At 64.2% G+C, this 26,236-nt stretch carries 21 protein-coding genes; 7 read left to right on the plus strand and 14 right to left on the minus strand.

All coding sequences use genetic code 11. From position 1 onward, the window contains the following. Positions 1–2 precede the first annotated feature (2 nt). The 5 genes from GEMRO_RS33250 to GEMRO_RS0104890 all read right to left on the minus strand — a co-directional run bounded on the left by GEMRO_RS33250 (position 3) and on the right by GEMRO_RS0104890 (position 7,282). Complete coding sequence (locus GEMRO_RS33250) at positions 3–2,282, minus strand: GumC family protein (protein WP_084506550.1); 2,280 nt, start codon at positions 2,280–2,282, stop codon at positions 3–5. Beyond that, on the minus strand, positions 2,282–3,562 hold the full coding sequence (locus GEMRO_RS0104875; protein ID WP_027133115.1) for a lipopolysaccharide biosynthesis protein: 1,281 nt from the start codon (positions 3,560–3,562) through the stop codon (positions 2,282–2,284). The genes GEMRO_RS33250 and GEMRO_RS0104875 overlap by 1 nt, the downstream gene beginning before the upstream one ends. After that, the gene (locus tag GEMRO_RS0104880; protein WP_169728313.1) at positions 3,559–4,722 is read right to left on the minus strand and encodes a glycosyltransferase; all 1,164 of its coding nucleotides are present in this window, start codon (positions 4,720–4,722) and stop codon (positions 3,559–3,561) included. The genes GEMRO_RS0104875 and GEMRO_RS0104880 overlap by 4 nt, the downstream gene beginning before the upstream one ends. A gap of 318 nt (positions 4,723–5,040) precedes the next feature. After that, entirely contained in the window at positions 5,041–6,402 is a 1,362-nt protein-coding gene (locus GEMRO_RS0104885; protein WP_084506554.1) for an O-antigen ligase family protein, read from the minus strand. Further along, on the minus strand, positions 6,359–7,282 hold the full coding sequence (locus GEMRO_RS0104890) for a glycosyltransferase family protein (RefSeq protein WP_027133118.1): 924 nt from the start codon (positions 7,280–7,282) through the stop codon (positions 6,359–6,361). The genes GEMRO_RS0104885 and GEMRO_RS0104890 overlap by 44 nt, the downstream gene beginning before the upstream one ends. A 1,048-nt stretch (positions 7,283–8,330) precedes the next feature. Between GEMRO_RS0104890 and GEMRO_RS27630 the strand changes: the two genes are divergently transcribed. Continuing rightward, entirely contained in the window at positions 8,331–9,317 is a 987-nt protein-coding gene (locus GEMRO_RS27630) for an aldo/keto reductase (protein ID WP_084506556.1), read from the plus strand. Beyond that, positions 9,314–10,957, plus strand: a complete 1,644-nt coding sequence (locus GEMRO_RS27635) for an FAD-dependent oxidoreductase (RefSeq protein WP_051328700.1) — start codon at positions 9,314–9,316, stop codon at positions 10,955–10,957. Before GEMRO_RS27630 ends, GEMRO_RS27635 begins: the two co-directional genes overlap by 4 nt. A gap of 546 nt (positions 10,958–11,503) precedes the next feature. On the opposite strand, the gene GEMRO_RS0104905 is transcribed toward GEMRO_RS27635, so the two are convergent. The 4 genes from GEMRO_RS0104905 to GEMRO_RS0104920 all read right to left on the minus strand — a co-directional run bounded on the left by GEMRO_RS0104905 (position 11,504) and on the right by GEMRO_RS0104920 (position 15,506). Further along, the gene (locus GEMRO_RS0104905) at positions 11,504–12,268 is read right to left on the minus strand and encodes an SDR family NAD(P)-dependent oxidoreductase (RefSeq protein WP_027133119.1); all 765 of its coding nucleotides are present in this window, start codon (positions 12,266–12,268) and stop codon (positions 11,504–11,506) included. Then, a complete protein-coding gene (locus GEMRO_RS0104910) occupies positions 12,265–13,215 on the minus strand; it encodes a 3-hydroxyacyl-CoA dehydrogenase family protein (RefSeq protein ID WP_027133120.1) in 951 nt (316 codons plus the stop codon). Before GEMRO_RS0104910 ends, GEMRO_RS0104905 begins: the two co-directional genes overlap by 4 nt. Positions 13,216–13,565: 350 nt before the next feature. Further along, positions 13,566–14,168, minus strand: coding sequence for a hypothetical protein (locus GEMRO_RS0104915; RefSeq protein WP_027133121.1), 603 nt, complete (start codon positions 14,166–14,168; stop codon positions 13,566–13,568). A 492-nt stretch (positions 14,169–14,660) separates the two neighbouring features. Further along, positions 14,661–15,506, minus strand: coding sequence for an alpha/beta fold hydrolase (locus GEMRO_RS0104920; protein ID WP_027133122.1), 846 nt, complete (start codon positions 15,504–15,506; stop codon positions 14,661–14,663). A gap of 195 nt (positions 15,507–15,701) precedes the next feature. On the opposite strand from GEMRO_RS0104920, the gene GEMRO_RS0104925 reads away from it, so the two are divergent. Continuing rightward, a complete protein-coding gene (locus tag GEMRO_RS0104925) occupies positions 15,702–16,577 on the plus strand; it encodes an NAD-dependent epimerase/dehydratase family protein (protein ID WP_027133123.1) in 876 nt (291 codons plus the stop codon). A 16-nt stretch (positions 16,578–16,593) separates the two neighbouring features. Here GEMRO_RS0104925 and GEMRO_RS0104930 read toward each other — a convergent pair whose 3' ends face one another. Together GEMRO_RS0104930 and GEMRO_RS0104935 are read right to left on the minus strand one after the other, a co-directional pair. Next, positions 16,594–17,502: a LysR family transcriptional regulator gene (locus GEMRO_RS0104930; RefSeq protein ID WP_027133124.1), complete on the minus strand. Its 909-nt coding sequence runs from the start codon at positions 17,500–17,502 to the stop codon at positions 16,594–16,596. Positions 17,503–17,572: 70 nt separating this feature from the next. After that, positions 17,573–18,010: a DoxX family protein gene (locus GEMRO_RS0104935; RefSeq protein ID WP_035484766.1), complete on the minus strand. Its 438-nt coding sequence runs from the start codon at positions 18,008–18,010 to the stop codon at positions 17,573–17,575. 185 nt (positions 18,011–18,195) lie between these two features. Between GEMRO_RS0104935 and GEMRO_RS0104940 the strand changes: the two genes are divergently transcribed. The 3 genes from GEMRO_RS0104940 to GEMRO_RS32340 all read left to right on the plus strand — a co-directional run bounded on the left by GEMRO_RS0104940 (position 18,196) and on the right by GEMRO_RS32340 (position 22,298). Further along, the gene (locus GEMRO_RS0104940) at positions 18,196–19,128 is read left to right on the plus strand and encodes a ring-cleaving dioxygenase (RefSeq protein WP_027133126.1); all 933 of its coding nucleotides are present in this window, start codon (positions 18,196–18,198) and stop codon (positions 19,126–19,128) included. A 19-nt stretch (positions 19,129–19,147) separates the two neighbouring features. Then, entirely contained in the window at positions 19,148–19,759 is a 612-nt protein-coding gene (locus tag GEMRO_RS0104945) for an alpha/beta hydrolase (protein ID WP_027133127.1), read from the plus strand. A gap of 418 nt (positions 19,760–20,177) precedes the next feature. Then, positions 20,178–22,298: an Ig-like domain-containing protein gene (locus GEMRO_RS32340; RefSeq protein ID WP_051328701.1), complete on the plus strand. Its 2,121-nt coding sequence runs from the start codon at positions 20,178–20,180 to the stop codon at positions 22,296–22,298. 132 nt (positions 22,299–22,430) lie between these two features. Here GEMRO_RS32340 and gloA read toward each other — a convergent pair whose 3' ends face one another. The 3 genes from gloA to GEMRO_RS27650 are packed head-to-tail and all read right to left on the minus strand — an operon-like array spanning position 22,431 to position 24,643. Then, positions 22,431–22,838, minus strand: a complete 408-nt coding sequence (gloA, locus tag GEMRO_RS0104955; protein WP_027133128.1) for a lactoylglutathione lyase — start codon at positions 22,836–22,838, stop codon at positions 22,431–22,433. Then, positions 22,831–23,601, minus strand: coding sequence for a metal-sulfur cluster assembly factor (locus tag GEMRO_RS27645; RefSeq protein WP_051328702.1), 771 nt, complete (start codon positions 23,599–23,601; stop codon positions 22,831–22,833). Before GEMRO_RS27645 ends, gloA begins: the two co-directional genes overlap by 8 nt. Beyond that, positions 23,588–24,643 (minus strand): amidohydrolase family protein, encoded by a 1,056-nt coding sequence (locus GEMRO_RS27650; protein ID WP_051328703.1) that lies wholly within the window; start codon positions 24,641–24,643, stop codon positions 23,588–23,590. Before GEMRO_RS27650 ends, GEMRO_RS27645 begins: the two co-directional genes overlap by 14 nt. A 162-nt stretch (positions 24,644–24,805) precedes the next feature. Between GEMRO_RS27650 and GEMRO_RS0104970 the strand changes: the two genes are divergently transcribed. Continuing rightward, positions 24,806–26,221, plus strand: a complete 1,416-nt coding sequence (locus tag GEMRO_RS0104970; RefSeq protein ID WP_035484767.1) for an FAD-binding oxidoreductase — start codon at positions 24,806–24,808, stop codon at positions 26,219–26,221. Positions 26,222–26,236: the final 15 nt, after the last annotated feature.

Raw genomic sequence — 26,236 nt, forward strand, 5'->3', positions numbered from 1 at the left:
CGTCAGCGACGACTGCCGTAGGGATAGGTGCCGTCGCGCGGCGCGAGTTCCCCATAGCTTGGGGCATAGACCTCGTAGGCTGCGCGGTCGATCATGTTGACGACCAGGCCTGCGAGCGGTCCCGGGAACTGGGCCGCCAGCCGCTCGGATGCCTCGCGGACCGCCGATACCTCGGTCACCAGCCATCGGCAGACCATCACGGTCGCATCGGCGTAGCGGGCCAGGAACGGGGCATCGCTGGTGGGCAGCACCGGCGGCGTGTCCAGCAGAATGTAGTCGTAGCGCAGGCGCAGCGCCTTGATCGTGGCCGACAGCTGCCGGCTCTCCAGAAGGGCGAGAACCTCGTCGCCCGCGGCTCTGGCCGGCAGGACCGTGAACGGCCGGGTGAGCATCGCGGCCATCTCCTGCTCCCACTCCTCCACCGAGGCCGTCAGCAGCTCGTTGACCGGTAGGAGCTGGTGGTCCTTCGCGAACAGGCGGAACAGGCGGGGCCGCCGCAGGTCCAGATCGATCACCGCCACCCGCTTGCCCGAGCGCCGCAGCAGCCCGGCCAGGCCCGAGACGGTGGAGGACTTCCCTTCGCCCGGCGCGGTGCTGGTGACCAGCACCACCAGGGAGCCCGGATCGGACCGCACCGCTTCCAGGTCATGGTAGAGATGGCGCAGGCTCTCGGCATAGACGCCATTCGGGTTCGCGTCGACCAGCTGTTCCGGGCGCAGCTTGCGAAACTTGCGTTCTTTGGGAAGCCTGGCCATGACCCGCTGCCCGGTCTGCCGCTCGACCTGCCGGGCGGAGCGCACCCGGGGATCGGCGCGGTCCCGGATCAGGGCCAGGAGCATGCCGAGCGCGCTTGAGCCGACGAGGCCCACCAGGGGAAAGAACAGGAAGGGTGGCGAGGAGGGCTCGATATCGGCCGATGCCTCGGCGATGATCTCGACGTCGGGCTGGACCATGGACTGCTGCTCGGCCAGCAATTTGCGCTGGGTCAGCATCTCCTCGTAGAGCTGGCGGTTGACCTGGGCGTCGCGCTTCAGGTTGGCGATCTGCACCATGGCGCTTTGGTCCTGGCCGATTCTGGCTTCGGTGGCCTCGATCTCCCGCTCGATTTCCTGTGCCTTCACCTTGAGCAGGTCGAGGCTGCGCTGCACCTCGGCAAGGCTGCGCTCGGCCTCCTGCCGGATGGTGCGTCGCAGGGCCGCCTCATCGGCGCGCAGCGCCTGCACCGAGGGGTGCCCTTCGCCATAGGTCAGCAACAGTTCGGCCCGCCGGCGGGCGAGGCTGGCCGCCTCCAGGCTCAGGGTCTCGGCGGTCTGGCTGTCCAGGGCCCGGGCCAGGACGCTCGGGTCGGAGCTTGCCTGCTGCGCCTGGAGGGTTCTCATGCGAGCCTCGGTGACAGCGATCTCGCTGCGAACCTCGATCAGCTCCAAGTTGAGGTCGCTTGCTCTCCGGGAGAGCGCCTCCTGAGTACCATCAACCGGAAGAGAGTTCTTTGCGCGATAGGACTCGAGCTCGCTGTCGGCACTTTCCACTTCCGTGCGCAGTTGCTCCAGGCGCGCCTCCAGATATTCCGCCGCACCTTCCGACGTTCCCAGCTTGCTGGAGATCTGATGTCGAATGTAGCTGCGTGCTGTCTCGTTGACGACCGAGGCTGCCAGAACCGGATCAGTGGCGCGATAGGACAGGGTGATGGCAAAGCTTTGGCCGACCTGCTCGACATTCAGATTATCAGCCAGCCTAGCGATGAGCTCACTACCCGTGGCCTCATCGGCCTCGACGCTGTCCATAGGGACTGGAACCAGCCGCTCCCTGAGATCCGCGAGCAGATTTTCGAGGAACTCGAACTCTGATTGAAATAATTGTGTGATGCGCGACCGGACACTTGGCGGCGACATGAATGCGGGATTTTCGGCGAGGTCCAGCCGCTCGATCACATCCGCCAGCACGATGGGCGAGAGTACGACCTGAAGCTGGGTTTCCAGGGCAGGCATATCCCGTCCAAGTTGCCCCGGCAGCACTCCAAAATTGCGGAGCGGCGCCTCCTTGGGATCGAGCGCCATCATCGCGTGGGCGTCGTAGCGCTTGGGCGCAAGGGCGCCATACCCGGACGCCAGCAAGGTGATTGGAAGAACCACACCAATCATCAACAGCTTGTGCCGCTTGAGGACTCGCAGGATTTCCTTCGGTCCCGGAAACTCGTCGAACGCCCCAGCATAGAACGGCTTGGCAAATGCCGCAGGTCCTGTCTTCCGGATCGACGCGGCTCGCAAATCGGTCGGCGCCATCAACTGCAATTCCAATTGGAAGGAGACGCAGGCTGCTTCAATCGCGCCAGATGCCGCCGGATGATCAAGATCAGCGCGACCGTTGCCGCGCCTTCACCTGCCGCTACGACCAGCACGGTGGAAGCCGCCGATCCGGCGAGCACTGCAACGATCAATCCCAGAAAGATCGTTACCATTGCTATCATGCTGGCAAAGAAGGACTCCCGGAAAAGCGGAACACACTGGGCCTGGAGGCTGTAGACGGTGCGAAGCAGGCCCACGATGATTGCGATACCCCACAGAGGGATCACTTCGCCAAGACCTTTGTAGTCATCTGGAAGGACATGAGCCGACAGCAATGGCCATGCCAGCCATAGAACCAGGAGATAGGCAGCCGTGGCGCCCAGAAAGCCCAAGGCACTCCGGTTTGCGTAGCGGGCCGCCGCCTGGGGCCGGGCGTTGGCGAAATGCTTGGCCATGACCGGCCTCGCCACCTTGCCCCATGCGGCACCGAGCACCCCGACCGGACGAAGCAAGGTGAGCGCCGCCTGGATGATGCCCAGATCGGCAACGCTGAAAAAGAAGCTGACGGCCAGCACATGCCCACGGGTCTGCATTTCGGACGCAGCTGCGCCCATCAGCGCCCAACGTGCATGCTCGTGCCACAGACGTTTCATGCGCCGCCGGACGCGCCGATCATAGCGCATCACGAAGTCGCTCGCCCGACGCAGCAGGGTTGGTGACGTGGCGATCACCGTGGCGAGACAGAGTGTGGCGATGACAACTTCGAGGCTGATATCCAGTTTCGCCTGCGTAGCTATCACCAGAGCAATCAGGACAGCCAGGGCGTAAAGAGCATCATTGATGAGAACCCAACCCGCTTCGAACCGTGCGAAGTGATAGGTGCGAACGTGTTCCCGGCAGACATGAAGGCCGACAAACAGGCCGGCCAAGAATGGAACCGACCTGCTGTGGGCATCGCTGAACCAAATGAAAACCGTGACCGTCAAGATCGCGACGATCAGTGCGATCCCCAAAGCGATGGCCCAGGTCGTAGCCAGGACAAGGTTCGTTTCATCGGGATTACCTGCGCGGATGAGCATCAGGGCCAATTGTGATCCGGCCAGCGCCTGATGAGCCGCCAAGCCGGTCATAGAGACACTCACGAGGATGGCGAACACGCCGAACTCCGCAGGTGTCCACTGATTGATCAACCAGAAGGTCAGCAGCAGGCTGGTCGCACTGACCAGGACTTGGTCCATCAGCGCCAGCGACAGCGGTCCCTTGAGCCACTTGATCAAGTGACCAATCCAAGATCACGATTGTAGCGCTCGATGTACTGGTTGGCGTCGAACCGGGCCGCGATGTCGGCATGTTGCTTAATCAAGGCAGTGTGCATCTGCCCATGGTTGACGTGAATCTCCTCAAGTCCTCGTGCAATATCCGGGATCGACAGCGGATCCACCCCGACAGCTCCTTGAATTCCATCAAGAAAGCCATCGATTCCCGACTGGCGCGAATAGAGAATAGGGACACCGCTCAAGAGCGCTTCCACATAGGCCATTCCGAATGTTTCGTTGTGGCTGGGCAAGCACATGCCACCATACTTCGGAAGTTCTTCAAGAAGCTCGGCATGCGCCATGCCGCCGCGCAAATGCACCTTTCCCTGAAGCCCATGGCGCTCGATCATCTTCTTGACGCGGCAGATACTCTTCTCCGTTCCGGGCCCGACAAGATCAAGGGAGACCTGCGGATGACCCGCCGCGAACTGTGCGAACGCCGGAAGAAGCCTGTCCAAACCCTTCTTCTTGAAGATATCCAGCCGGAGTATGCAGACAAAGCGATCCGGATCGGGCGTCACCGAAAGCGGCGGCAGGGTGCCAGGACAGAAATTCGGCAGCAACGACGCCCGATCCGCAGCCTCCGGGAACAGCCCTTCCATCCGTGGACGGAAGAACGCGGATACGTAATAGAGCCGCTTGCTTCGACGAACGATTTTTCGGAAAAGCGGCCTGTAATGAGGAAGAAACCGAAGAACCTTCGACTCCGCTTCTGCCCGGATCGAGCAGACGAGCGGGACATCAATCCATCTCGAAAGAAGAAACCCGACAATGCCTTCAAAGCAGAATTTGTGCGCGTGGATCAGGTCGACTTCGATGTTCTCGACTTCAAGCAGCCGACGTATGCGCAAAGCAATGATTGCCATGGAAGGAAACAGCAGCACACCGAGCGGAAATCCCCAATAGCGCATTGAGTACACTGAGCGATCGCCAGCGCCGTCACCTGGCACAACCTCCGCACGCCGTGGATCGGCGGTACGAGTGAGCGCGATCACCGTATGGTCAACCCAGGGGTTGGCCTTCACGAAGTTCCGCACCGCGACGGTTCTGGGCATGTGAGCATTGGGATAATCCGCCGCGAGATGGAGGATCCTGCGCTTACCTGCCGGATGAACGCTCATGAGAAGCCCATGATGCGTCGATCGGGGCAGCGAGCTGCCAGCAGCCACAACGGATGCAGTATCATCTAACCTCGATGCATGCCGGAAAGCCACACAGTCTCGATCTGGATGCATTAGATCGCTGTGTCGTTGCTGGATGACACGTAAAGTATCACAGGCGCCGGCTACTCATCTACCATCGCTGGGTTCACCATTCCGCGTCCGCGGATGGAGGAGCGCCCGGAACACATTCCATTTTCACTAATACAAATGTGTAAATCGATGCTATACCGGGAACGCCTATGGCGCAATCAGCAGATCGTCGCTGCTGTCTTGATTTTACCGGTGCCTAGCCTCATGCGCAGCCCTTGCGGCCAGCACCAGAGAAATCAACAAGAAAAGCCAGGCTGGATGATATCCCCGCAACAACGTGCTTTCCATGCTGTTGTGAAGCAGGGCGAAAATTATCAGGAGCCAACATGCGCTGTGAACTAGCGGCTCGGTCGATCGCGCTCGTGAGGCCGTGGCGAAGCCCTGAACCAGTGCGGCAACGGTCAGCACCGAACCGACTAGGCCAAGAGATATGACGACATCGATATACCCGTTATGCGCCTGATTCAGAAGCCGGACGAAGTTGAAGGGAGCCTTCAAGTTCGGGGCATCGGCGCCGATGTTCCAGTAGCTCTGGTATCCATAGCCGAGCATCCAGTGGTCGGTGAGCGTTCCCAGCACGAACTCCCAGATTGTCGTGCGTCCAGTGAACGTCACATCCGAACTGACCAGCCCGACAATGTCGGCCGAACGAATACCGGCGCCCCACACTACAAACAAACTCATGCTCAAAGCGAGCACCAACGCGATAATCAGATAGATCCCAATGCCGATTCTCGTAGATTTTGCTATGAGATCAAAACTGACGTAGATCGCAGGCACTATGATCGCCAGACCCAGAGATGTCTTGGATCCCGAGATCATCACGATGAAAAGCCATCCCATCAAATAGACCGTATTTATATTTTGATGAATTCGCCCTTCTATTCCGCCACGGATTGCAATCCCGAGCAAAATCCCGATGACGCAAATGCTCCCTAGACCGTTCTTGTCGGTATACAGTCCCCGAAAATCGCCTCGCCAGTCATAACTGGCCGGCGACAAAATGGCAGCGCCATGAACAATCAGAGATATCCACATTGCGATATAAAGAGCAGAGATGCAGTGCTTGGTCGAGCGCGCACCGTTGATCCCGACCACGATACAGAATACGAGCATCAATTGCAGCACGGAGCGCCTGAATGATATTCCAGGATCAAGCGCCCATAGGGCACTGAGTATCATCACGAGGATCAACATGAGGAGACTTGGATTTGTCTGAACGAGGGAATGAAAGCGGACGCGCCGGTTGTTCAGCCAGATCAACCCGCCAAACGCAGCACAGCCCACCCAGAACATCTGATTGAAACGGTTGCTCTCGGAAGTCACAGTGATTTGAGCAGCCAGTTCTAGATCAATGAAATCCTCGACTACAAATTCAGGCGCCAGCACCTGTAGTGCGTAAAGCACGATCAGGACCAGCAGGAACTCGGCCGCATGGCCGTTCGCCAAGAAGCTTTTCAGCGGGCTATACGAAGTACTCGCCGCATCCATTTGGATGGGATCGTCAGGCAGACGACGCTGCACGGGATCCGCGTTGCGCAAGGACATTCCGATACTGCTCCAGCGTTGAGGAGGAGATCAGATCAGGATCGAACCTGTCGAGCGGGGCGCGGTCGTTCTCCCCGTCTGACAGCCGGCCTCCATGCATGAAGCTGCGTATGGCATGCTCATCCAGATCACCCTCGAATGTCTGAATCCACGCCGGCCCGATCTCGGCGGCCAGATCACCTACGGACCCCTGCAGCCGCACGAGTACTGGCAGATCGAATGACAGCGCCAGAAGGAGACTGCCCGAATTGAGGATCACGTGGTGATTCAGGACAAAGCCATTTGCGGCAGAAAGAACCTGCGCGACGTCCTCGTTTGAAAGATGTCGGGGCATCAACCGGATTCTCGAATCATCCCCACGCAGGCTCTCCAGTTCGCGGAGAAAGGATGCCTCGCATCCGCCACAAAGCAGCAGGATGTCGTGCTCGGTCGCTCCGAGACGGAAAGCCGAGATGATTTCTCCCAGTCCCTTGTTGCGCCGCATCTCTCCGATGGAGCAGAGGACCTTGGCCTCTGCCGGAAGTCCCAGTGCTTTGCGGGCACTCTCTTTCGTTGAAGCGGGTGGATAGGCGGTGCGGTAGTGCGGGTGCGGGATGATGACATGCGGCCGATCCAGCATTTCCGGATAGGCTGCGCCCATCGCCGCCTGAGCGGAAGCCGTCAGGCTGATGGTAAGATCAACACGGGCGCGAAACGCCTTGAAGAACTGGTCCCATACCTTGGCGATGCGTGCGGTCATCGGGCGGTTGGGGTGCAGGTTATGGACTGTCCACACCAAGATGCCGCCATGCCGCTTCACTTGGTCGATCTTGCGAAGCGTGAGCCAAGCACAGGCCAAAGCTGACAAGGAGCCGGCGCCTGCCAGCCGCCCCCAGAGCATGCTCTCCGGCCAATGGACATGGAGGACATCGCAGTCTGGCGCGCGCCAAGCCCATCGCTTGTACTCGGATACATGGGCGCCATGGTTGTTCATTGGCCCATGGACCAGCCATGTATAGGGGTTGGTGGCGCGATCCTCTAATCCTGGCCATGCACAAACTTGCAACTCCCACTCCCCCCGCATTCGCTGCATCCCGCCGCGTCGCCCGCCGTCCCCCCTCCTCGCACAGATCCGGCAGCAGGCCGCAATGGGTTAGAAGTCGCACGGAAGCGCATTTTTTTCCGGCTCGGTACGACCCGCGCCCCCCTCCTCCGCCTCCCTCAACCAATGGTACAGATGTGACTCTGGAGGCCCTGTCTCGCCTACGGGCTCGATCGCTCCAGGCAGGCGGCGAGCCGTCATGGCTTGAGCAATGTGGGCGGGGTCCAGAACAACCTGCACCACCGCCAGTCTTTGCCCAACACTGCCGGGTGACACCGGCTGGTAGGATACGCCGACCACCATAGGGTTGAGGTACGCCGCCAGGCCAGTGGTGCGCGGCAACTACAGCCTGGCCCCCATGTGCGTGATGTCCTCAAGGACCGGGGTGAAGCTCATGAGAATTCCGGTCCTTTCGGGAGAAATCGCACAAGTTCATGATTCTCGACGGCGCCTGCGGCACGGAGCAGTTTGGTCCTTCGGGGCCGATGTCGTTGGCAAGGACGAGAGAAGGGCAGCTCTTCCTGGATACGAAGTGGCCGGTTCTCCCTGGATCCCGCCGCGTTCGCCGTCTTGATCTGTTTTCCGGAAGATCGCTACCAATTCGTTCGATGGAACCTTCCCCTGAACATAACATGTCGCAGGCGGAGAAGTCGCCGCGTGGGACCAGGCTCTGGAAACCGAGGCGTTTCTGCAATAGCCTCGGACCACGATGAGTTTTAAACATAAGCGGCGTAGCCTGCACGCGCGGCGCTCTCATGCCCTGCCCCAGCCCCGCCGATCTGCAGTTCCAGCCACATCTTGTTCCCGGCTGGCTGTCTCGTGGTGCTCCTGAAAGGACCGATAGCACATGATCCGGCATGTCGCGCTTCCCGGCCTTCAGGGCAGTTACTCGACCATCGGATTTGGATGTGCCTCGCTCGGATCCAGGATCGCACCGAAAGCCGGTCTGAGGGCCCTGTCGGCAGCCTACGACGCTGGCGTGTCATGGTATGATGTCGCCCCTGCGTATGGAGCAGGAGAGGCAGAGGAAATTCTTGGCCATTTCCTGAAGGGCCGGCGCACGTCGGTCGGGCTGTGCTCGAAGGTCGGGTTGAGCCCTCCGGCCAGCAATGCGCTGATGAAGACAGTCTATCGCGTCGCGCGGCCATTCGTCAGCAGGGCCGGCAGCCTGCGGAAGTACTTTCGCAAGATGCCGTCGACCCGCAACCGCAAGGATGTGCTCGAAGCCGGAATGATCAAGGCATCGATAGAACGTAGCCTGCAGCGTTTGCAAACCGACTATCTCGATGTGTTCGCCTTGCACGGCGGAACAGCCGACGACTTGGCACGTGATGACATCCTGCGCGCACTTCAGGATATCGTTCAGACAGGCAAGGCTCGGGCTATCAGTATTGCCGGCGACATGCCTGCGGCGATCACCTGCGTCACGACCTGCCCGACATTCCAGGTCGTGCAACTGGCAGATGACCGCCTTCAAGCCGATCCGGTCTCGGAACTTCGCGCCGTCGCAACCCATCCGGTAGGTTTCATAACTCACTCCATTCTGGGAGTTGCCGGAGCGAAGGAAGAGCTTGCCGCCTGCATCCAGTCAGAGCCCGCTGCCCGCAAGCAACTGGAGGAAGCGGGCTATACAGGCACCGTGGAAGTGATGGTTGCCTCGCTGCTGCTCGATCGAGCACTTGCGGTGAACTCTGAGGGGATTGTGCTGTGCTCGATGTTCTCGTCCCGGCACCAGCAAGCAAACATCGAACGCGCCAGCCGTAAGGTCGATATGTCCACCATCGACCTGGTCCGCAGCCTGTCCATGCGCAATTCTGCACGTCCACGTTCATGATCAGCGACGGACTGGATGGCCTCGACGAGATCCGCCACGACGTATGCATCGTCGGATCGGGACCGGTCGGGCTGTCGCTGGCCATGGAGCTGGCCCGCAAGGGCAAGAGGGTTCTGCTGCTCGAGTCGGGCCACAGGAAGCCTGACGAGGACATCCAGGCCTTGTCGGACGCGACGATCGTTGATCCGGCAGTTCATGACGACGTTCTGATCACCGTGGCGCGCCGTCTCGGGGGTACGTCGAACCTTTGGGGAGCCCGGTGCCAGCCTTATGACCCGATCGATTTCGTACCTCGTCCGCAGGCAGGCGAGGTGGACTGGCCGATCCGGCGCGAAGATCTGCTCTCCTTCTACGATCGAGCCTGCCACTATGCCAATTGCGGGAGTCCGGTTTTTTCTCGATCCCTGGAAGGGATCACCTGCCGCGACAATAGAGTCGATATTCGCCGGGTAGAGCGGTTCAGCAACAAGCCAATCTTCCAGCTGGCCCATGCTGCTGAACTGGATGGGAATGCCCAGATCGACATTCGGCTGAACGCGACGGTAGTCGATATTGCTTTCGAAGGCGAGGAAGCGACCAAGGTCACCGTTTGCCGGCCTGATGGTGCTCGCCAAGCTGTTCCGGTCCGGACTGTTGTCCTCGCCATGGGCGGGCTCGAGTCGACGAGGCTGATGCTCTCGGTGCAGCGCCGGGAAGGGCACCGCTTCGGTGGCTTGGACGGGCCGCTCGGGCGGAACTACATGGGACATCTGATTGGCGAAGTGGCTGACGTCACATTCGCCAATGACGAGATCGATCGGGCTTTCGACTTTCACGTGGATGAACACGGGTCGTACAGCCGGCACCGCATGATCCCCAGTGATGAATGTCAGTTGAACCAGGGACTGCTGAACGTGTCGTTCTGGCCGGTCGTGCCGCCTGTGGACGATCCCACGCACCAAAGTGGGATATTGTCACTGGCGGCGCTCGCCATGTCGATCAAGCCGATCGGCCGCCTTCTGGTGGCAGAAGCGATCCGGCGATATCATGCGCCGGAAAATATGAAGCGGTCGCCACATGTGGTCAATGTGACGAAGGGTCTGCCGTCTGTCCTGAGCTACATCCCGCAATTCTTCTACAAGCGCTATTTCGCTGAGATGCGCCTTCCAGGCTTCTTCCTTCGCAACCCGGGGCGCCGGTACGGCCTCTCCTATCATGCAGAGCAAAGCCCTCACCCCGACAGCAGGGTCACGCTTGGCGACGAAGTCGATCGCCTGGGCCTGCCTAGGCTCGTGGTCGATCTGAGATTTCGACGGGAGGACGGTGAAGCACTGTTCCGTGCGCATCAAGTCATCAGGGACTGGCTGCAAAAGACCGGTCTTGGCTCGCTCGTGTATCGGCAGCCTGAGAACGAGACGGTTGATGCGATCATGTCGATTGCCTCGCACGGAACCCACCAGATCGGCCTCGCGCGTATGGGTTCCGACCCTCGGAAGGCAATCGTCGACGCAGATCTTCGATGCTTTGGAACCTCCAATGTCTACGTCGCCGGCAGCGCTGTGCTACCGACGTCCGGCCAGGCCAATCCGACCCTCACCGCGATCGCCCTGGCCGTCCGCCTTGCGGACCACCTGAGCCAGGCAGACCGCCAGCGCGCCTAGGTTCGCCGGGCGCACCGGACCCTTGGGGGCATCGTTTCCGTCTGAATAGCCTCAGCGTCTGCGAAGGGCTGGATCGCCGGACGTGTTCGCCGGATCCTCCACGGCCTGCCGGCCGCTTTCTCGGCGTAGGACCGCTCGACATCATGAATCGGTCGCCTGCGGTGCCGGGGACCGAAGGTGACCGGCAACCCCTGGCAATGCTTGCCACGCAAGGGAGCGTCCGGCAGCCGCGAGGATCCAGGACAAGAACAAACCGCCAGCACCTGCCCTTGAACCTACCCGGCCTTCATCACCATCCCGGACGCGGAGCCGTGATGGTGATCGCCCCCCGGGATCCGCGCTGCATTGCGCCCTTCCGGTCTGGGCTCAGCTTCCGCCGAGGGCGCCAGGGTTCAGCATGCTGAGCGGGCGGGTGGTACCCGCTCTGCAACAGCAGCCGCCCGCCTGCCAGGTGATCTGCGAGCCTGCGTTCATCCAGGAACCTCATGGGCCCTGCGGCCCATGAGCGTTCTCACTGCGGTTGTCGATCCCGGCTGGTTCCAAAGATCAGGACAGCAGCAGGCCCGCATCGACCGGCACGGTGTGGCCGGTGACCATCTTCGTGCCGAACGCCAGGAACACGATCACGTCCGCCAGGTCGGAGGGCTGGTTGCGGCGCTTGAGCAGGGACTGGTCGATCGAGTTGCGACGCTGCTCGTCGGTCCACTCGACCATCCACGGGCTGTCCACCGCACCCGGGGCGATCGCGTTGACCCTCGCCTCCGGCGCCAGCGCGCGGGCGAGATCCTTGGTCAGGTTGATCAGCGCCGCCTTGCCGGCACTGTAGGCGATCGAGCTGCCGACCTTGCCCAGGCCCGCGATCGAGGCGGTGTTCACCACCGAGCCACCGCGTTCCTTCAGGGAAGAGGCGGCCGCCTTGGTGCAGCGGAAGACGCTGACCAGGTTGACGTTCCAGATCGTCGACCAGATCTCCTCGCTGACCTCGTCCAGGTTGGCCGGCGGGATCAGCTTCTTGGTGGCCGGGGTGCCGGCATTGTTCACCAGGAGGTCCAGCCCGCCCATCTCGCGGATGGCCGTCTCGACCATCGCCTCGGCGGCACCGGCGGTTCCGACATCGCCCGGGGCGGCGATGATCCTGCTGCCCGCCTCCCGCAGACGGGTCATCTCCTGCTCGCCCCGCGGATCGCCCGGCAGGTAGTTCATGGCGACGGTAGCGCCGGAGCGCAGCAGGATCTCGACGGTGGCGAGCCCGATCCCGGACGCGCCTCCGGTGACGAGTGCTGTCTTGCCCTGGAGGTCGTAGCTGATCATTTCGGCACCATCGGCTTGATGTGGCGCAGCGCCTTCTTCAGCGCCAGCAATCGGTTGTCACGATCCTGGAAGAGTTCGCCCGGGGTGCGGTCGCTCCAGTCGTAGAAGCCCTTGCCGGCGCGGACCCCGCCATGGCCGGCGTCTACCACCTGGTCGAGCGTGGCGGAGCGCCCGGTCACCGCCGGCGGCCGGTAGGTGGCATTGGCCATGTTCTGGCGGATCAGTTCCAGCCCGGTGAAATCGGCCTTGCCCATCACGCCCAGGATCGGCATGCGCAGCGCCAGCCCGTGGATCACCGACAGGTCGATTTCTTCCGCCGTCACCACGCCTTCGTCCATCAGGCGGAACGTTTCCAGCGCGATCGCTTCCTGGATTCGGTTGGCGACATAGCCGGTGACGAACTTGCGGAACACGACCGGCACCTTGCCCATCGCCTCCAGCATCGCCTTCACCTCGGCGGTCACCGCCGGATCGGTCTCCGGGGTCGGCACCAGGTCGACCAGGTCGACCAGATAGGGCGGGGTGTACCAGTGCGCGATCAGCGCGCGCTTCCAGCGATGCTTCGGGATCAGCGGGAACACGTCGAGATTGCTGGTGTTGCTGGCGAACACGGCCTCGGCCGGGGCCAGCTCGTCGAGCTGGCGGAACAGGGTCTCCTTGACCTCGGCGATCTCGGCCACGGCCTCGATGACAAGGTCGGCGTCGTGGACGGTGTCGGCCAGCTTCTCGTGGCGGCTGATCACGCCGGCCAGCCGCTCCGGGGTCCAGGAGGGATCCGCCTCGCCGGCGGCGATCAGGGTCGCGGCGGCCTTCTCGATCAACGCCATCGACCCGTCCAGGGTCGCCTGGTTGCTGTCGGTCAGCCGGACACGATGCCCGCCCAGGGCGAAGACCAGGGCCAGCGCATGGCCCATCAGCCCGGCGCCGACGACTGCGATCTGCTTCATGATCGAGGAACTCCGGACTGAAGGTTCGAGGCCTGCGGATCCGCCCGCCCGTCCGGGGCGCACTGCATCCGGGCTGCCGCCGTGCGCGCGCCCGCCCGAAGCAATCCTGTCCAGCCTCCGCCACCGGCTCTTTCGGCCGCCATGGCAGGAGTATTTTTCACGGTCCTTGCCGTCAAGCCACAGCCTTGCGGCCACACGACATGAAACCGGGCCGGAACGAGGTTCCGGCCCGGAGAAAGCGTCGACCGACGCTCCGAAAATCATTCCTGAGCATGCGCGCGTGGCGAAGAATGGCCACCGCGACCGAGACCTGGCAAGCCGGCGCGATCGGTAATCACACCGGCATCAACTCAATACTTCGGCGGCTGCGGAGGCTTCGGCGGCCGCGGGGGCTTGGGCGGGCCGTAGTCCAGCGTGTCCTGGAACACGTCGCAGTCCTTGTCCGCGTACTTCAGCCGGATCAGCGTGACCGGGATGCCGGCCTTGAAGTTGTCGGCCTTCAGCGTGCAGGACCAGGTGTTGGGCGTCGGGCTGGCCTCGGCCGAGGTGCATTCCCAGAACATCGGGTTCTGCTGGCCGTTCGACGGCCCGATCCCGGTGCCGCCGCGCACGAAATAGGAGGTGCCGCCGAGATGGGCGCCCTTGGGCTGGCCGTAGCCATACTTGCCGCCGGCCGAGGTCACGACCGAGCCGTCGAACACCGCCATGACGTTCTTGTAGTTCTCGACATAGGCGTGCTTGCCGTCGGCATCCCAGACCTCCTGCTTACCCGTGTAGCGGGTCGTGGGGAGCTTGGAATGATAGGAAACGTTCAGCACGAGCCGGGTCGGTTCGTATTCCTTGGTCTTGTAGCAGACCGGATAGTCCCTGGCGGCTGCCTGTTCGATGGGAATGGCGGCCAGGGCGACCAGGCCCAGCGCCGCGACACTGCTGCGAAGACTGACTGCATGCACGAGCGTATCCTCCAAAAGAGGCGTTTTCTTGGGCGCAGAGGCGGGTTCTCCCAAGCGCCCTCGGGAGTTACTGAAGAAATTTACGAAGCATAAAGTCGCGTGAATATTTCCGGAGATGGTTCAGGCTTTTTCTGGAATGATTAACCTGTCGTCACAAGATGTTCTTTAACATGAACTCCCCGGGCACTACTTTCTGGATTCATGCGTATCACGGAATCGTTACTGTTTCAGGATATTGGCCGTAAAGTAATATGCAATACAGGTAACAATTAGGATTAAATTCTTGTTCATGCCGCCAATCATGGTTGCGCCGCGCATGCCAGGGACTTCCGTCCGCAACTCATGCGATCAGGTTCCCGGAAGGATCATGGCTGGGCCTGAACCCGCGTTAACACCTCCTCCCTTTCGGGTGCACGAGGGAAGGAAGCCTGGAGCACTGCCGGAGGCGACGTTGGCCGGCAGTGCTGCCGCGCGATGGGCGAGGCTTTGCGCTCAGCCCTGGCTGGCCAGGAACGCGTCGACCTCCCGGTTGAAGCGTTCCGCCGCCTCGTAGAACATGAAGTGTGCGCCACCCTGTCCGGCATCGAAGATCACCGCCCGCGCATCCGGGTTGCAGGACGCGATCCATTCCTGGGAGGCCGGTGAGAAGAAGCTTGCCCGGCCGCCGATCACCAGCGTCGGCAGCCGGATCGTCCGGATCAGGTCGCGCCAGTCGTTCAGGCAGTGGTCGAACAGCAGGTCGGCAGCCGCCCCGCGCGGCATCTTCAGGTTCTGCTCGACGATCCAGTCGAGTTCCTCGTCCGGAAGATCCGCGGTGAACATGCCGCGCAGGATCTCCTTGGTGTCGGACCGGTCCGCGGCACGGACGCGGGCGCACAATGCGCCGAGACTGGCGAGATCGGGCGGGAATGCCCCGTAGCGCTGGCGCTCCTCCTCGCCCCAGCCAGGCAGAGTCGTCGCCATCGGCGCCTGGTCGACCAGGACCAGGCGACGCAGCCGGGACGGCCCGAACAGGTCGAGATAGCTCCAGATCACCGAAGCGCCCATCGAATGGCCCAGCAGGTCGACCCCGCTTTCCAGGCCGAGCCGGTCCAGGACCTGCTCCAGGTCCGCCGCCAGGCGCGCGATCCGGTAGCCGCCTTCCGGCTTGTCGCTCTCGCCATGGCCGCGCATGTCGAGCGCCAGCACCCGCCGCCCCTTGGCCAGCGCCGGGATGTTGCGCCCGAACTCGGCCGCGGTCTGCGACCAGCCCGGGATCATCACCAGCGGCCGCCCCTGGCCTTCATCGATGGCATGCAGCGCGAGATTTGGGGCAATCGCGATACGACGGCTCACCATGCCAAGATCCTCCCAGATCGTTGTCTCCTTCCTATCGGCCCCAGGGGCCCGCCATCCATCCCAAACCGTTCGAGGGTCCATCGTCCTTTCTACGCGGCCACATCCCCTAAGGGAGCCCATGCGCTTGACGCAGGTCCCGCCGCCCCGCAGGTGGCTTCAGGCGCCCGCCACCTTCCAAGGCGCCCGGAGCCAAGCATGACCCAGCCCCTCACCGTCGCGATCACCGGCGGCAACGGCAATCTCGGCCGCAAGCTGATCGCGGCGTTCGCGCCCCAGGACTGGTGCGGCGCGGTCCTGGCGATCGACCGGCAGTTCGAGGGCGATCTCGGCAGCGCCAAGGCCCAGCCGGTCCGGGCGGACCTGACCGATCGCGACGACCGTGCCTGGCAGGATGCGATCGGCAGCGCCGATGCCGTGGTGCACCTGGCCGCCCAGAACCCCTATCCCGACGCGAGTTGGACCGACTCGACCCGGTCGTTCGACATGACGATCAACGTGGTCGCCGCGGCCAGCGCCAGCGGGCGGCCCTGCCGGATGGTGTTCGCCACCTCCAACCACGTGATGGGCCGCTACAAGGACCGGCCGGAGGCGACCATCTCGGCATCGCTGCGTCCGGACACCCAGCCCGGCGTCGGCACGCAGTGGGACAGCGACGGCAAGCTCCTGGACGCCACGCCCTATGCCACCGCCAAGCTGATGGGCGAGCGCCTGTGCGTGATGCAGGCGGAGCATGGCGCGATGACGGCGGTGGCCTTGCGGATCGGCTGGTGCCAGCCGGGCGCCAACCATCCGGGCACAATCAGCGCCTCGGGCACGCCCAAGGAAGGCCGGGCCGCGTTGGACGAGGCGGGACAGCGGGACCTGACCTGGTTTCGCAACATGTGGCTGTCCAACCGCGACTTCACCGGGCTGGTCCAGGCAGCGATCCTGGCCGATGCGTCGGCCTGGCCCGCACCCGGGATCGTGGTGAACGCCATGTCCTCGAACACCGGCGCGCCCTGGGACCTGGAGCCGACCGAGCGCCTCCTGGGCTATCGGCCGGTGGACGATGTCTGGCAGGTTCTGGGCTGAGCGGTCCAGGCCTCGCTCACAGGGCTTCGATCAGGCGGCGGCGCTTGCCGATCTCGGCGGCCATGAAGTCGGAAAACACCCGGATGCGCGGGACCTGGCGCAAATCGGGATGGGTCAACAGCCACAGGTCGGCGGCCAGCGCCGGCTCGGGCGGGGCCAGGCGCACCAGCCCCGGCATGGGGTCGGCAATGAAGCAGGGCAGGTGGCCGATGCCGATCCCGGCCTGCACCGCCTCGGCCAATCCGAGGACGGTGTTGACCTTGTAGGCGATCCGTTCGGCGGGCACCCGCTCACGGACCTGGCGGACCACCTGCAGGGCGGCAAGGTCGTCGCCGAGCGAGACCCAGTGGCGCCGGTACAGCTCGTCCACCCCGCCCTCGGGTGTGGCCAGGAAGTCCTCGCTCCGCCCATAGAGCGCCCAGGCGATCCTGGCCAGCCGGCGGCCGACCAGGTTCTCGGGCGGATGGTCGGTGGCGCGGATCGCCACGTCCGCGTCGCGCTTGGACAGGTTGAGGGCCTGGTTGGTCAGCACGACATCGAGCCGCACGTCCGGACAGGCCTCTCGGAAGCGGGCGAACAGCGCGGTCAGCAGATAAACCAGCAGGCTGTCGTTGGTGGTGACGCGCAACTCTCCAGCCGGGGCGGAACCCCGGCCGGCCAGCCGGCGGGTGACCGTGGTGATCTCCTCGTCCAGCCGGCCGGCCAGCGCCACGATCTCCTCGCCGGCGGAGGTCGGCACGTAGCCGGTCCGGTGCCGCTCGAACAGCGCGATGCCGAGTAACTCCTCGATCTGGCGCAGCCGCCGGAACACGGTCGAGTGATTGACGCCGATCTTGGCCGCGGCAGCCGGCAGGCCCCTGGCTTCCGCCACGGCCTGGATCAGGCGCAGGTCGTCCCATGCCAGTCGGTCAAAGGCCTCGGCCATCCTGTCCCCGCAAGACGCGGCACAGCCGGCGCATGAGGCGCCGGCTGTGCCATGCAACGATCTGGCGCCATTAGGCCGCGGCGATCGCCGACCTGCCAGTGTTGATCACGGAGGCAGGCGTGCTCCTGAGTGCAAAGGCGCCATCGCCGATCAGGGCATGGGCCAGCGCGCCCACCGCCAGGAAGGCCGGAAATTCCCAGCCGCCGTTCGGCGCGCTGAACACCCACCCGTTCGGGAAGTGGACAGCGAGCGCGCCCAGCAGGATCGGCAACAGGGCCAGGGAGAACAGGCGGCTGTGGTAGCCGACCAGGATGGCGATGCCGCCGATGAGCTCGGCCAGGATGATCGGCCAGGCCAGCAGGACCGGCAGGCCGAGCGAGCCCAGATAGCCCTCGAAGCCGGCCACCGTGAAGATCGCGTACTTCAGGTAGGCATGGGCGACGAACATGATGCCCAGGGCAGCACGCAGGGCAAAGACACCGTAGGGAGCAAGACGCTGATCAATCATCACAGGGTTCCTCGGAGGGACAACTCTCGCAGCGAGCATCCTCGTTTCCCTCTGGCAACGCAAAATGCCGATATGCATGAATGACATTGCATCAGCGCAATCAAAGCTCCCTTAGCGACTGCTCCGGGACGGCCTATCTGCTGTGCCAAGCGAAGGCGGTTCGCCGCCAAGGCAAGGAGTCGATCATGAACACCCACGGCATCCATCACGTCACGGCCATTGCCGGCCCCGCCCGGCGCAGCCGCGACTTCTACGTGGGCACGCTCGGGCTGCGCATGGTGAAGCGCACCGTGAACTTCGACGATCCCACCACCTATCACTTCTACTACGGCGACGAGGCGGGCAGCCCCGGCACGATCATCACCCATTTTCCCTGGGAGCATGTCGCTGCCGGACGGCTCGGCACCGGGGAGACCGAGGAGACTGTCCTGCGCGTGCCGGAGGCGTCGATCGGCTACTGGACCCAGCGCCTCCTGGAGAAGGGGGTCCGCCACGAGACGCCCGCCAGGCGCTTCGGCCAGACCGTGCTCTCCTTCAAGGATCCGGACGGGATGCGGCTGGCGCTGGCGGCGGTGCGCGGGATCGAGAACGAGCCCGGCTGGAGCGGCGGCGAGGTTCCCGCCGAACATGCGATCCGCGGCATCCATGGCGTCAGCCTCCTACTGGACGACGACGCGGCCACGGGTGCCGTGCTGACCGACGTGCTGGGATTCGAGCCGGTGGGCCGCGAGGGATCGCTGGTGCGGTTCCAGGTGCCTGGCAACCCGATCGGCGGGATCGTCGACATCCACGTGGCGCCGGGCTTCCTGCCGGCACGCATGGGCGGCGGGTCGGTGCACCACGTGGCGTTCCGGGCGGTCGATGACCAGGCGCAGGCCGAGATGGTCCGCAAGCTGGCGCAGACCCACCGGATCCAGACGACCGAGCAGAAGAACCGCGACTATTTCCGCTCGGTCTATTTCCGTGCGCCGGGCCACACGATCTTCGAGATCGCGACCGACATACCCGGTTTCGCCACCGACGAGCCGGCCGAGGCGCTCGGGAGCTCGCTGCAGCTTCCCTCCTTCATCCGCTCCCGCCGGGCGGAGATCGAGGCGGCGCTGCCGAGCATCGACTGACGGCAAGGAGCAGGATCCTATGACCGAATTGTCCTTCATCCATCGCTTCGTGCCGGGCACCCTGCCCGGCCGGCCGCCGGTCCTGCTCCTGCATGGCACCGGCGGCGACGAGACCGACCTCCTGCCGCTGGGCCAGGCCCTGGCGCCCGGCTCGGCGCTGCTCTCCCCGCGCGGCAAGGTGCTGGAGCACGGCATGCCGCGCTTCTTCCGCCGGCTGGCGGAAGGCGTCTTCGATGAAGCGGACCTCCGGTTCCGGGCAGGCGAACTGGCCGAGTTCGTCACCGAGGCGCGCGACGCCTATGGACTGGAGGCGCCGATCGCGCTGGGCTTCTCCAACGGTGCCAACATCGCGGCGGCCACCCTCCTGCTGCGGCCGGACGCGCTGGCGGGCGCGGTGCTGATCCGGGCCATGGTGCCGTTGGCCGAGCCACCCGCCGCCGACCTCGGCGGCAAGCCGGTCCTGCTGCTTTCCGGGGCCGCCGACCCGATCGTGCCGCAGGAGAATGCGGCGCGGCTGGCCGCCCAGCTCAGCAGCGCCGGCGCCATGGTCGAGCACCGGATCCTGCCGGTCGGCCATGGCATGTCTCAGGCCGACCTGAACATCGCCAGGGAGTGGTTGCAGCATCGGTGACGCTGGGGCTGGAGGAGCCATGCCTTCTCCAGCCCGGGACCGGCGCAGCCGCAGAGGGCGCGCGGATGCAGCCGGATGGGAGGCGGCGGGTCTGTGGATGCGCCGCCTCCTCCCGCCTTTCATCGACCGGGCACAACGTATTATAGTAGTTCTTCCGGCGATCTCGGGTGCAAGCAATGTTGCTCCGGCCTCACCCGGGCGGTATATCGAAATCTCCAAGCATTTCTTACTAATTTCCTAATAATTATCTCGATACCGCCGCAGTCAGATCCGCGGCTGCTTCACCTCGCTCATGGTTAAACCACCGCTTGGCGAGGATGGCGGCTCGATGTTCACGACATGGCCGGCCCTGCGGGATCAACGTCCATTTCATTCAATCTCATTGTCATGATGGCTCTTTCGTACCGGAGCAACATAGATGACTTCGACGGAACCGGCGAACACGCTCGATCAGGCAGGCAATTCCCTGCCGATCGCGCAGGATGACGCCATCACGACGAACCAGAATGCCATCGGCCGCGGCAATGTCATCACGGAGCTGGGCATCGACACTGATCCTGACGGCGACAAGATCAAGGTGGTCGGGGTGGGAACTGCCTCGGGTCAGGTAGGCGCTGCGGTGGCCGGCTCGGACGGAGGCTTGTTCACGATCCAGGCCAATGGCGCCTTGCGGTTCGACCCGGACGGCGCCTTCGACGGGCTGGGCAAGGGCGAAACTGCCCTCACGACCGTCAGCTACACGATCTCGGACGGCAAGGGAGGCACCGCCACCGCCACGGTCACCGCGACCGTCGTCGGCCGGAACGATCCGCCGGAGGCAGCGGCCGCGGCCGAGGCGACGCAGGGCATCGAGGACACCGCCGTGGCTGGCCAGCTCCTGGCCGGCTCCGACCCGGATGGAGACCGGCTCACCTACCACCTGGTGGATGGGTCGGCCACCCATGGCTCCGTGGTGGTGAACGAGGATGGCTCCTACCGCTTCGTGCCCGAGCGGGACTTCAACGGCACGGCGATGTTCCAGTACGTCGTGAGCGACGGCAGGACCTTCAGTGCCGCCAAGACCGTCAGCATCGAGTTCGCTGCCGCCAACGACGCCCCCATGGCGATGGACGATCGCGGCTACCAGGCGACCGTGGACACCCGGATCGTCATCGAGGCGGCGTCTCTTCTGGCCAACGACAATGATCCCGATGCGGGCGACGTGCTGACCCTGGTCTCTGTCTCCGGCCGATCCGCCAAGGGTGCAACGGTGAGCCTGGATCCGGTCACCGGCCAGATCGTCTATGCCGCCGACAGCAGTGCGTTCGATGGCCTTGGCAGCGATGGGAGGACGACCGACACCTTTACCTACACCGTCAAGGACAGCGCCGGCTCGCAGAGCACCGCGACCGTGACGATCGACATCCTGGGCGCCGGCCCCCCCGGCTCGATCCTTGGGACATCGCGCTCGGAGACCATGTTCGGCACCGGCCGCGACGACGCGATCCTCGGCCTGGGCGGCGACGATCATCTGTTCGGCCATGCCGGCAACGATCTCCTTCTGGGCGGCACCGGCAACGACACCCTGCGTGGCGAGGACGGCAACGACACCCTGAGCGGCGGTGACGGCAACGACACGCTGTTCGGCGCGGGCGGGAGCGACCTGCTGTTCGGCGGCAGTGGCAACGACCAGCTTTATGGCGAGGATGGCAACGACACCCTGAGCGGGGGAGACGGCAACGATCTCCTGGTAGGGGCCGGCGGCAACGATCAGCTTGTCGGTGATGCGGGCGACGACACGTTGCGCGGCGAGGATGGCGCCGACATGCTCGACGGCGGTGACGGACACGATACGCTGAGCGGTGGCGGCGGCGACGATCAGATCTTCGGCGGCCTTGGCCGCGACAGCCTGCGCGGCGAGGACGGCAACGACACGCTGATGGGCGAAGAGGGTGCCGACCTCCTGTACGGCGCCGGCGGCGACGACGTCCTGTTCGGCGGCACGGGCGCCGATTCGCTGCATGGCGAGGATGGCAACGACAGGCTGAATGGCGAAGGCGGCAACGACCTGCTCTACGGCGCTGCCGGCAACGACACCATGTCCGGCGGCGCCGGCAGCGACACGCTTCTTGGCAGCGACGGCAGCGACCATCTCTCTGGCGACCAGGGCGACGACATTCTGGATGGGGGCACCGGCAATGATGTCCTGGTCGGCGGGCGTGGCCGGGATGTCATGAACGGCGGGCACAACGACGATCTGTTCAAGTTCGGCAGGGGCGACAGCGGCCTGGGCGACGAGGCCGATGTCATCCAGGGCTTTGAAGGTATCGGAACCAGCAATGGCGACCGGATCGACTTGAGCGACCTCTTCGACGGCCTGCTCACCTTCAAGGGCAGCCAGGCCTTCGACGGCCTCAACCAGGTCCGGGTGACCGACCGCGGCAGCGATACGGTGATCCAGGTCAACTATGCCGGCACGATCGATCCGGACTTCGAGGTCGTCGTGCAGGACGGCCATGTGACGGCGGCTGCCTGGCGGGCGGCGGATTTCGTGTTCTGAAACCCGCTGCTCGCGCCGAGCCATCTCCTGCAGAGGCAGGGACTCGTTCCCTCCTCTGCCCATCCCTAGGATGACGGCGCCGAGGGCCGCCCCTGGAAAGTTGGCCGGGCCCAGCGGGGCCCGGCCGGCGCGTCAGCCGCGCGTGTCGAGGTCGATCAGCTCGATCTTGTAGCCGTCCGGATCCTCGACGAAGGCGATGTGCGTGGTGCCGTGCTTCATCGGGCCTGGCGGCCGCGGGATCTTCGCGCCCGCCTTCTCCAGCTCCTTGCAGATGCCGTGGATGTCGCGGACGCCCAGGGCGATATGGCCGTAGCCGTTGCCCAGGTCATAGGGTTCCTTCTGGTCCCAATTGTAGGTCAGCTCGACCACCGCATGGGTTTCCTCGGGACCGTAGCCGACGAAGGCGAGCGTGAACTTGCCCTCGGGGAAGTCCATCTTGCGCAGGAGCTGCATGCCGAGCAGGCGGGTGTAGAAGTCCAGCGACTTGTCGAGGTCCTTCACCCGGACCATCGTATGCATCATCTGAAACTTGTCAGACATGAGCGTGTCTCTTCCCTTCGAGAATCGTGCCGGTGCCAGGGCGGGCATCGGCATAGCGCGCTTCCAGGTAGATGCGGCACATCTCGGCATTGGCCTCGGCGGCACCACGTACCCGGCGTATCTCGCGCAGGTGCTGCGTGTACCGTTCCATCGTCACCGCGTCACCGGCCAAGGTGGTGAAGGCCGGCGCATCCGGGGCGATCGAGCCGCCGTCGACCAGCCGCGCCGTGAGATAGCGCAGCGCCAACGGGCGGATCTCGCCCTCGCCATGCGCCAGCTCGCGCAGCCCGCCCACGTTGAGCGACAGCGCCTCCTCGACGCCGCGCAGGACGACCCAGGCCCGCAGCATCCGCTCCTGACGCCCCAGGAACGCCTTTTCGCGGAACAGCCGGCGGATCTCGGACAGGTCGGTCCTGGCCTCGCCGGCGAACACCTCGGCGAACCCGGCATTACGCGCGACGCCCTCGTTGATTTTCCGCGCGGCGAAGTGATCAACCAGGCTCACCCGGACCTCGTCGACCCAGGCCAGCGGCTCGACCGCCGCCTTCATGTCGACCGCCATCAGGAAGGCGAAGTTGGCGGAGCACCAGAAGGTCGGCAGGCGGAAGGTGATCGCGACCACGCCACCCTCGATCTCCACGCTCTCGATGAATCCCATCGAGGTGACCGACTGATCTAGCTCCGGATCCAGCACCTCGTCGAGCCGGGCCCTTACCTCGGCCTGCCTGGCCGCATCGACGACCTGCTGTTCATGCCGTGACATCGATGCCTCCGGCCGCCACCGGATGGGTGAGCTCCCCCTCATCCTCGGGGGCCTGGATCTGGAAGATCGGGTCGACCTCCAGCCCATACAGTTCCGCAGCGTTCAGCCCCAGGATCTTGCGCTTCACGTCCAGGGTGAGCTGGGTCCCGGCCTCCTGGGCCAGTTCGTCGTCGAACTGGAACGCCATCAGCTTCTCGACGATCCATTTCGGGCTGGTGATGCCGTAGTCGGAGCCGAAGATCAGCCGGTCCGGCCCCAGGAAGAACAGGAGATCCGCCATCATCTGGGCGAAGTACTTCGGCCGGGCGTGGATGAAGGACGGGATCAGCGCCAGGCCGCCATAGACGTTCGGCTCCTGGCCGGCGATCCAGCAGAAATCGTCGATCCTCGGCATCCCGCAATGATCGACGATGAAGTTCAGGTCGGGAAACGCGGTCGCCACATGGTCGACGTCACGAACGTCGAACGCATCCAGGTTGAGCGGATGGATCGTCGGGCCCTTGTGGATGTGGATGTTCCTGATGCCGAGCTGGCGGCATTTCTCCATGTAGGGCGCCACGAACTCGTCGCGCAGCGTGTAGCCTTTGGAAACGCCGTTCCACTCGGCGGTATAAAGCTTCACGCCCTTGAACCGCCACTTTTCGTGCTCGGCCTCCATCCGGTCGAGGCCGCGCTGCCCGTCGCGCGGATCGAAGCGCCCGTTCAGGATCACCTTGTCCGGGTAGGCGTTCTTGAAGCCCGCGCACTGGTCGATCGTATTGAAGCCGTCGACATAGAAGTCGTGCAGGTTGGTCGGCAGCATGATCGCATGGTCGACATAGCCGTCGTCGAACAGGTCCTTGGCCGCGCCCTCGACGCCGTACCAGAGGAACCGGTCGAACTCCCAGCGCTGCTCCTTCGGCGTCATGCCGACATGGGAGCCCCAGAAGCTTTCGATGAAGGTCAGGCCGTAGCGGTTGCGGCGGTTCTCCGGGCGTGCGTCCCAAAGATGAATATGTCCGTCGATGACGAGGACCTTGTCCCCTTCGGGCGTCACGAACATCCGCCTCCCCTTTCCGCGGCTCGTTGTCCGGCCGCCTTGGCGATTCGTTCCTGTCGGCCCAGAAGTAGCATAATCCTATTGTCCTACAATCCCTGGGTTGATCATATTGGACCGGTGATCGAGGGGTGGTTGGTGGTCGCCGAACCGGAGGGTGGAGCAGGCATGGAATCCGCGCGGGCCGACCAGAGAGACGAGCTGGAAGCGGCCCTGGCGCCGTTCGGCCGGGTCGACGATTTACACGAACGAACCCGATACGAGCGGGACTGGTCCGGCGACCATGTCGGCCAAGCCCGGATGGTGCTGCGGCCGCGCTCCACCGGGGAAGTGCAGGAGATCATCCGGCGTTGCGCCGCCGCCGGCGTGCCGGTGGTGCCGCAGGGCGGCCATACCGGGCTGGTCGGTGGCGCCACCCCTGCGGGAAGCGGCCGGGAAGTGGTGGTGAGCCTGGAGCGGATGAATCGCATCCGCCGGATCGACCCCGCCGGGTTCGCCATGGTGGCCGAGGCGGGCTGCATCCTCGAGACGGTCCAGAACGCCGCCCGGGAGGCCGACCTTTATTTCCCCTTGTCGCTGAGCGCCGAGGGCAGCTGCCAGATCGGCGGCAACATCGCCACCAATGCCGGCGGCATCAACGTACTGCGCTACGGGATGACCCGTGAGCTGGTCCTGGGGCTGGAGGCCGTGCTTCCGGACGGGCGGCTGTTCGACGGGCTCGGCGGGCTGCGCAAGGACAATACCGGCTACGACCTGAAGCAGCTCTTCATTGGCTCGGAAGGCACGCTTGGGATCGTCACCGCGGCGACGCTGAAGCTCTATCCGCGGCCGACCCAGGTCGAGACGGCGCTCCTGGGCCTGTCCTCGGTGGCGCAGGCGGTAGCCCTGTTCGCCCAGGCGCGCCGGGACATGGGCGACCTGATGTCGGCGTTCGAGCTGATGCCGCGCGCCTGCGTGGAACTGGCCCTGGACGTGACGCCGGACCTGCGCGACCCGTTCGACCCGGCGCCGGTCTACATCCTCCTGGAGGCCTCGGCCGGTGAACTGATCGAGTTGCGCGCGATCCTGGAGCGCTTCCTGGAGCGGGCGGTCGAGCAGGAACTGGTCGCGGATGGCGCGATTGCGGCAAGCACCAGCCAGGCCCGGGATTTCTGGCGGATCCGCGAGGGCCTGATCGAAGGCCAGGTGCGGCGCGGCCGTCACCTGCGCACCGACGTGTCGATCCCGATCTCCTCGATCGCCTCGTTCATCGAGCGCACCGAAACTGCCCTGCGCCGCTTCGAGCCGGATTGCCTGCCCCTCTCCTACGGCCATGTCGGCGACGGCAACATCCACCTGAATGTCCTGCCGCCGTCCGGCATGGACCAAAGCCGGATCGTGCCGTTCCTGAAGCACTGCGAGGAGATCGTGTTCGCCGAACTCGACCGGCTCGGCGGGTCGATCAGCGCCGAGCACGGGATCGGCCGCAAGAAGCGCGCAGCGTTCCTGGCGCGCAAGTCCCCGGTGCAGTTGGACCTGATGAAGCGCGTCAAGGCGGCGATCGATCCGGCATCGTTGCTGAGCCCGGGCCGCATCCTGGACTGAGCCGGCCGTTCGTCG

The sequence above is a fragment of the Geminicoccus roseus DSM 18922 genome, from assembly GCF_000427665.1.
In the GTDB taxonomy this organism is placed as follows: domain Bacteria; phylum Pseudomonadota; class Alphaproteobacteria; order Geminicoccales; family Geminicoccaceae; genus Geminicoccus; species Geminicoccus roseus.

Coding starts and splice junctions, on each gene's coding strand:
- GEMRO_RS33250 (WP_084506550.1), bottom strand. CDS start 2,282: ATGGCGCCGACCGATTTGCGAGCCGCGTCGATCCGGAAGACAGGACCT.
- GEMRO_RS0104880 (WP_169728313.1), bottom strand. CDS start 4,722: ATGAGCGTTCATCCGGCAGGTAAGCGCAGGATCCTCCATCTCGCGGCG.
- GEMRO_RS0104885 (WP_084506554.1), bottom strand. CDS start 6,402: ATGTCCTTGCGCAACGCGGATCCCGTGCAGCGTCGTCTGCCTGACGAT.
- GEMRO_RS0104890 (WP_027133118.1), bottom strand. CDS start 7,282: ATGCTCTGGGGGCGGCTGGCAGGCGCCGGCTCCTTGTCAGCTTTGGCC.
- GEMRO_RS27630 (WP_084506556.1), top strand. CDS start 8,331: ATGATCCGGCATGTCGCGCTTCCCGGCCTTCAGGGCAGTTACTCGACC.
- GEMRO_RS27635 (WP_051328700.1), top strand. CDS start 9,314: ATGATCAGCGACGGACTGGATGGCCTCGACGAGATCCGCCACGACGTA.
- GEMRO_RS0104905 (WP_027133119.1), bottom strand. CDS start 12,268: ATGATCAGCTACGACCTCCAGGGCAAGACAGCACTCGTCACCGGAGGC.
- GEMRO_RS0104910 (WP_027133120.1), bottom strand. CDS start 13,215: ATGAAGCAGATCGCAGTCGTCGGCGCCGGGCTGATGGGCCATGCGCTG.
- GEMRO_RS0104920 (WP_027133122.1), bottom strand. CDS start 15,506: ATGGTGAGCCGTCGTATCGCGATTGCCCCAAATCTCGCGCTGCATGCC.
- GEMRO_RS0104925 (WP_027133123.1), top strand. CDS start 15,702: ATGACCCAGCCCCTCACCGTCGCGATCACCGGCGGCAACGGCAATCTC.
- GEMRO_RS0104930 (WP_027133124.1), bottom strand. CDS start 17,502: ATGGCCGAGGCCTTTGACCGACTGGCATGGGACGACCTGCGCCTGATC.
- GEMRO_RS0104935 (WP_035484766.1), bottom strand. CDS start 18,010: ATGATTGATCAGCGTCTTGCTCCCTACGGTGTCTTTGCCCTGCGTGCT.
- GEMRO_RS0104940 (WP_027133126.1), top strand. CDS start 18,196: ATGAACACCCACGGCATCCATCACGTCACGGCCATTGCCGGCCCCGCC.
- GEMRO_RS0104945 (WP_027133127.1), top strand. CDS start 19,148: ATGACCGAATTGTCCTTCATCCATCGCTTCGTGCCGGGCACCCTGCCC.
- GEMRO_RS32340 (WP_051328701.1), top strand. CDS start 20,178: ATGACTTCGACGGAACCGGCGAACACGCTCGATCAGGCAGGCAATTCC.
- gloA (WP_027133128.1), bottom strand. CDS start 22,838: ATGTCTGACAAGTTTCAGATGATGCATACGATGGTCCGGGTGAAGGAC.
- GEMRO_RS27645 (WP_051328702.1), bottom strand. CDS start 23,601: ATGTCACGGCATGAACAGCAGGTCGTCGATGCGGCCAGGCAGGCCGAG.
- GEMRO_RS27650 (WP_051328703.1), bottom strand. CDS start 24,643: ATGTTCGTGACGCCCGAAGGGGACAAGGTCCTCGTCATCGACGGACAT.
- GEMRO_RS0104970 (WP_035484767.1), top strand. CDS start 24,806: ATGGAATCCGCGCGGGCCGACCAGAGAGACGAGCTGGAAGCGGCCCTG.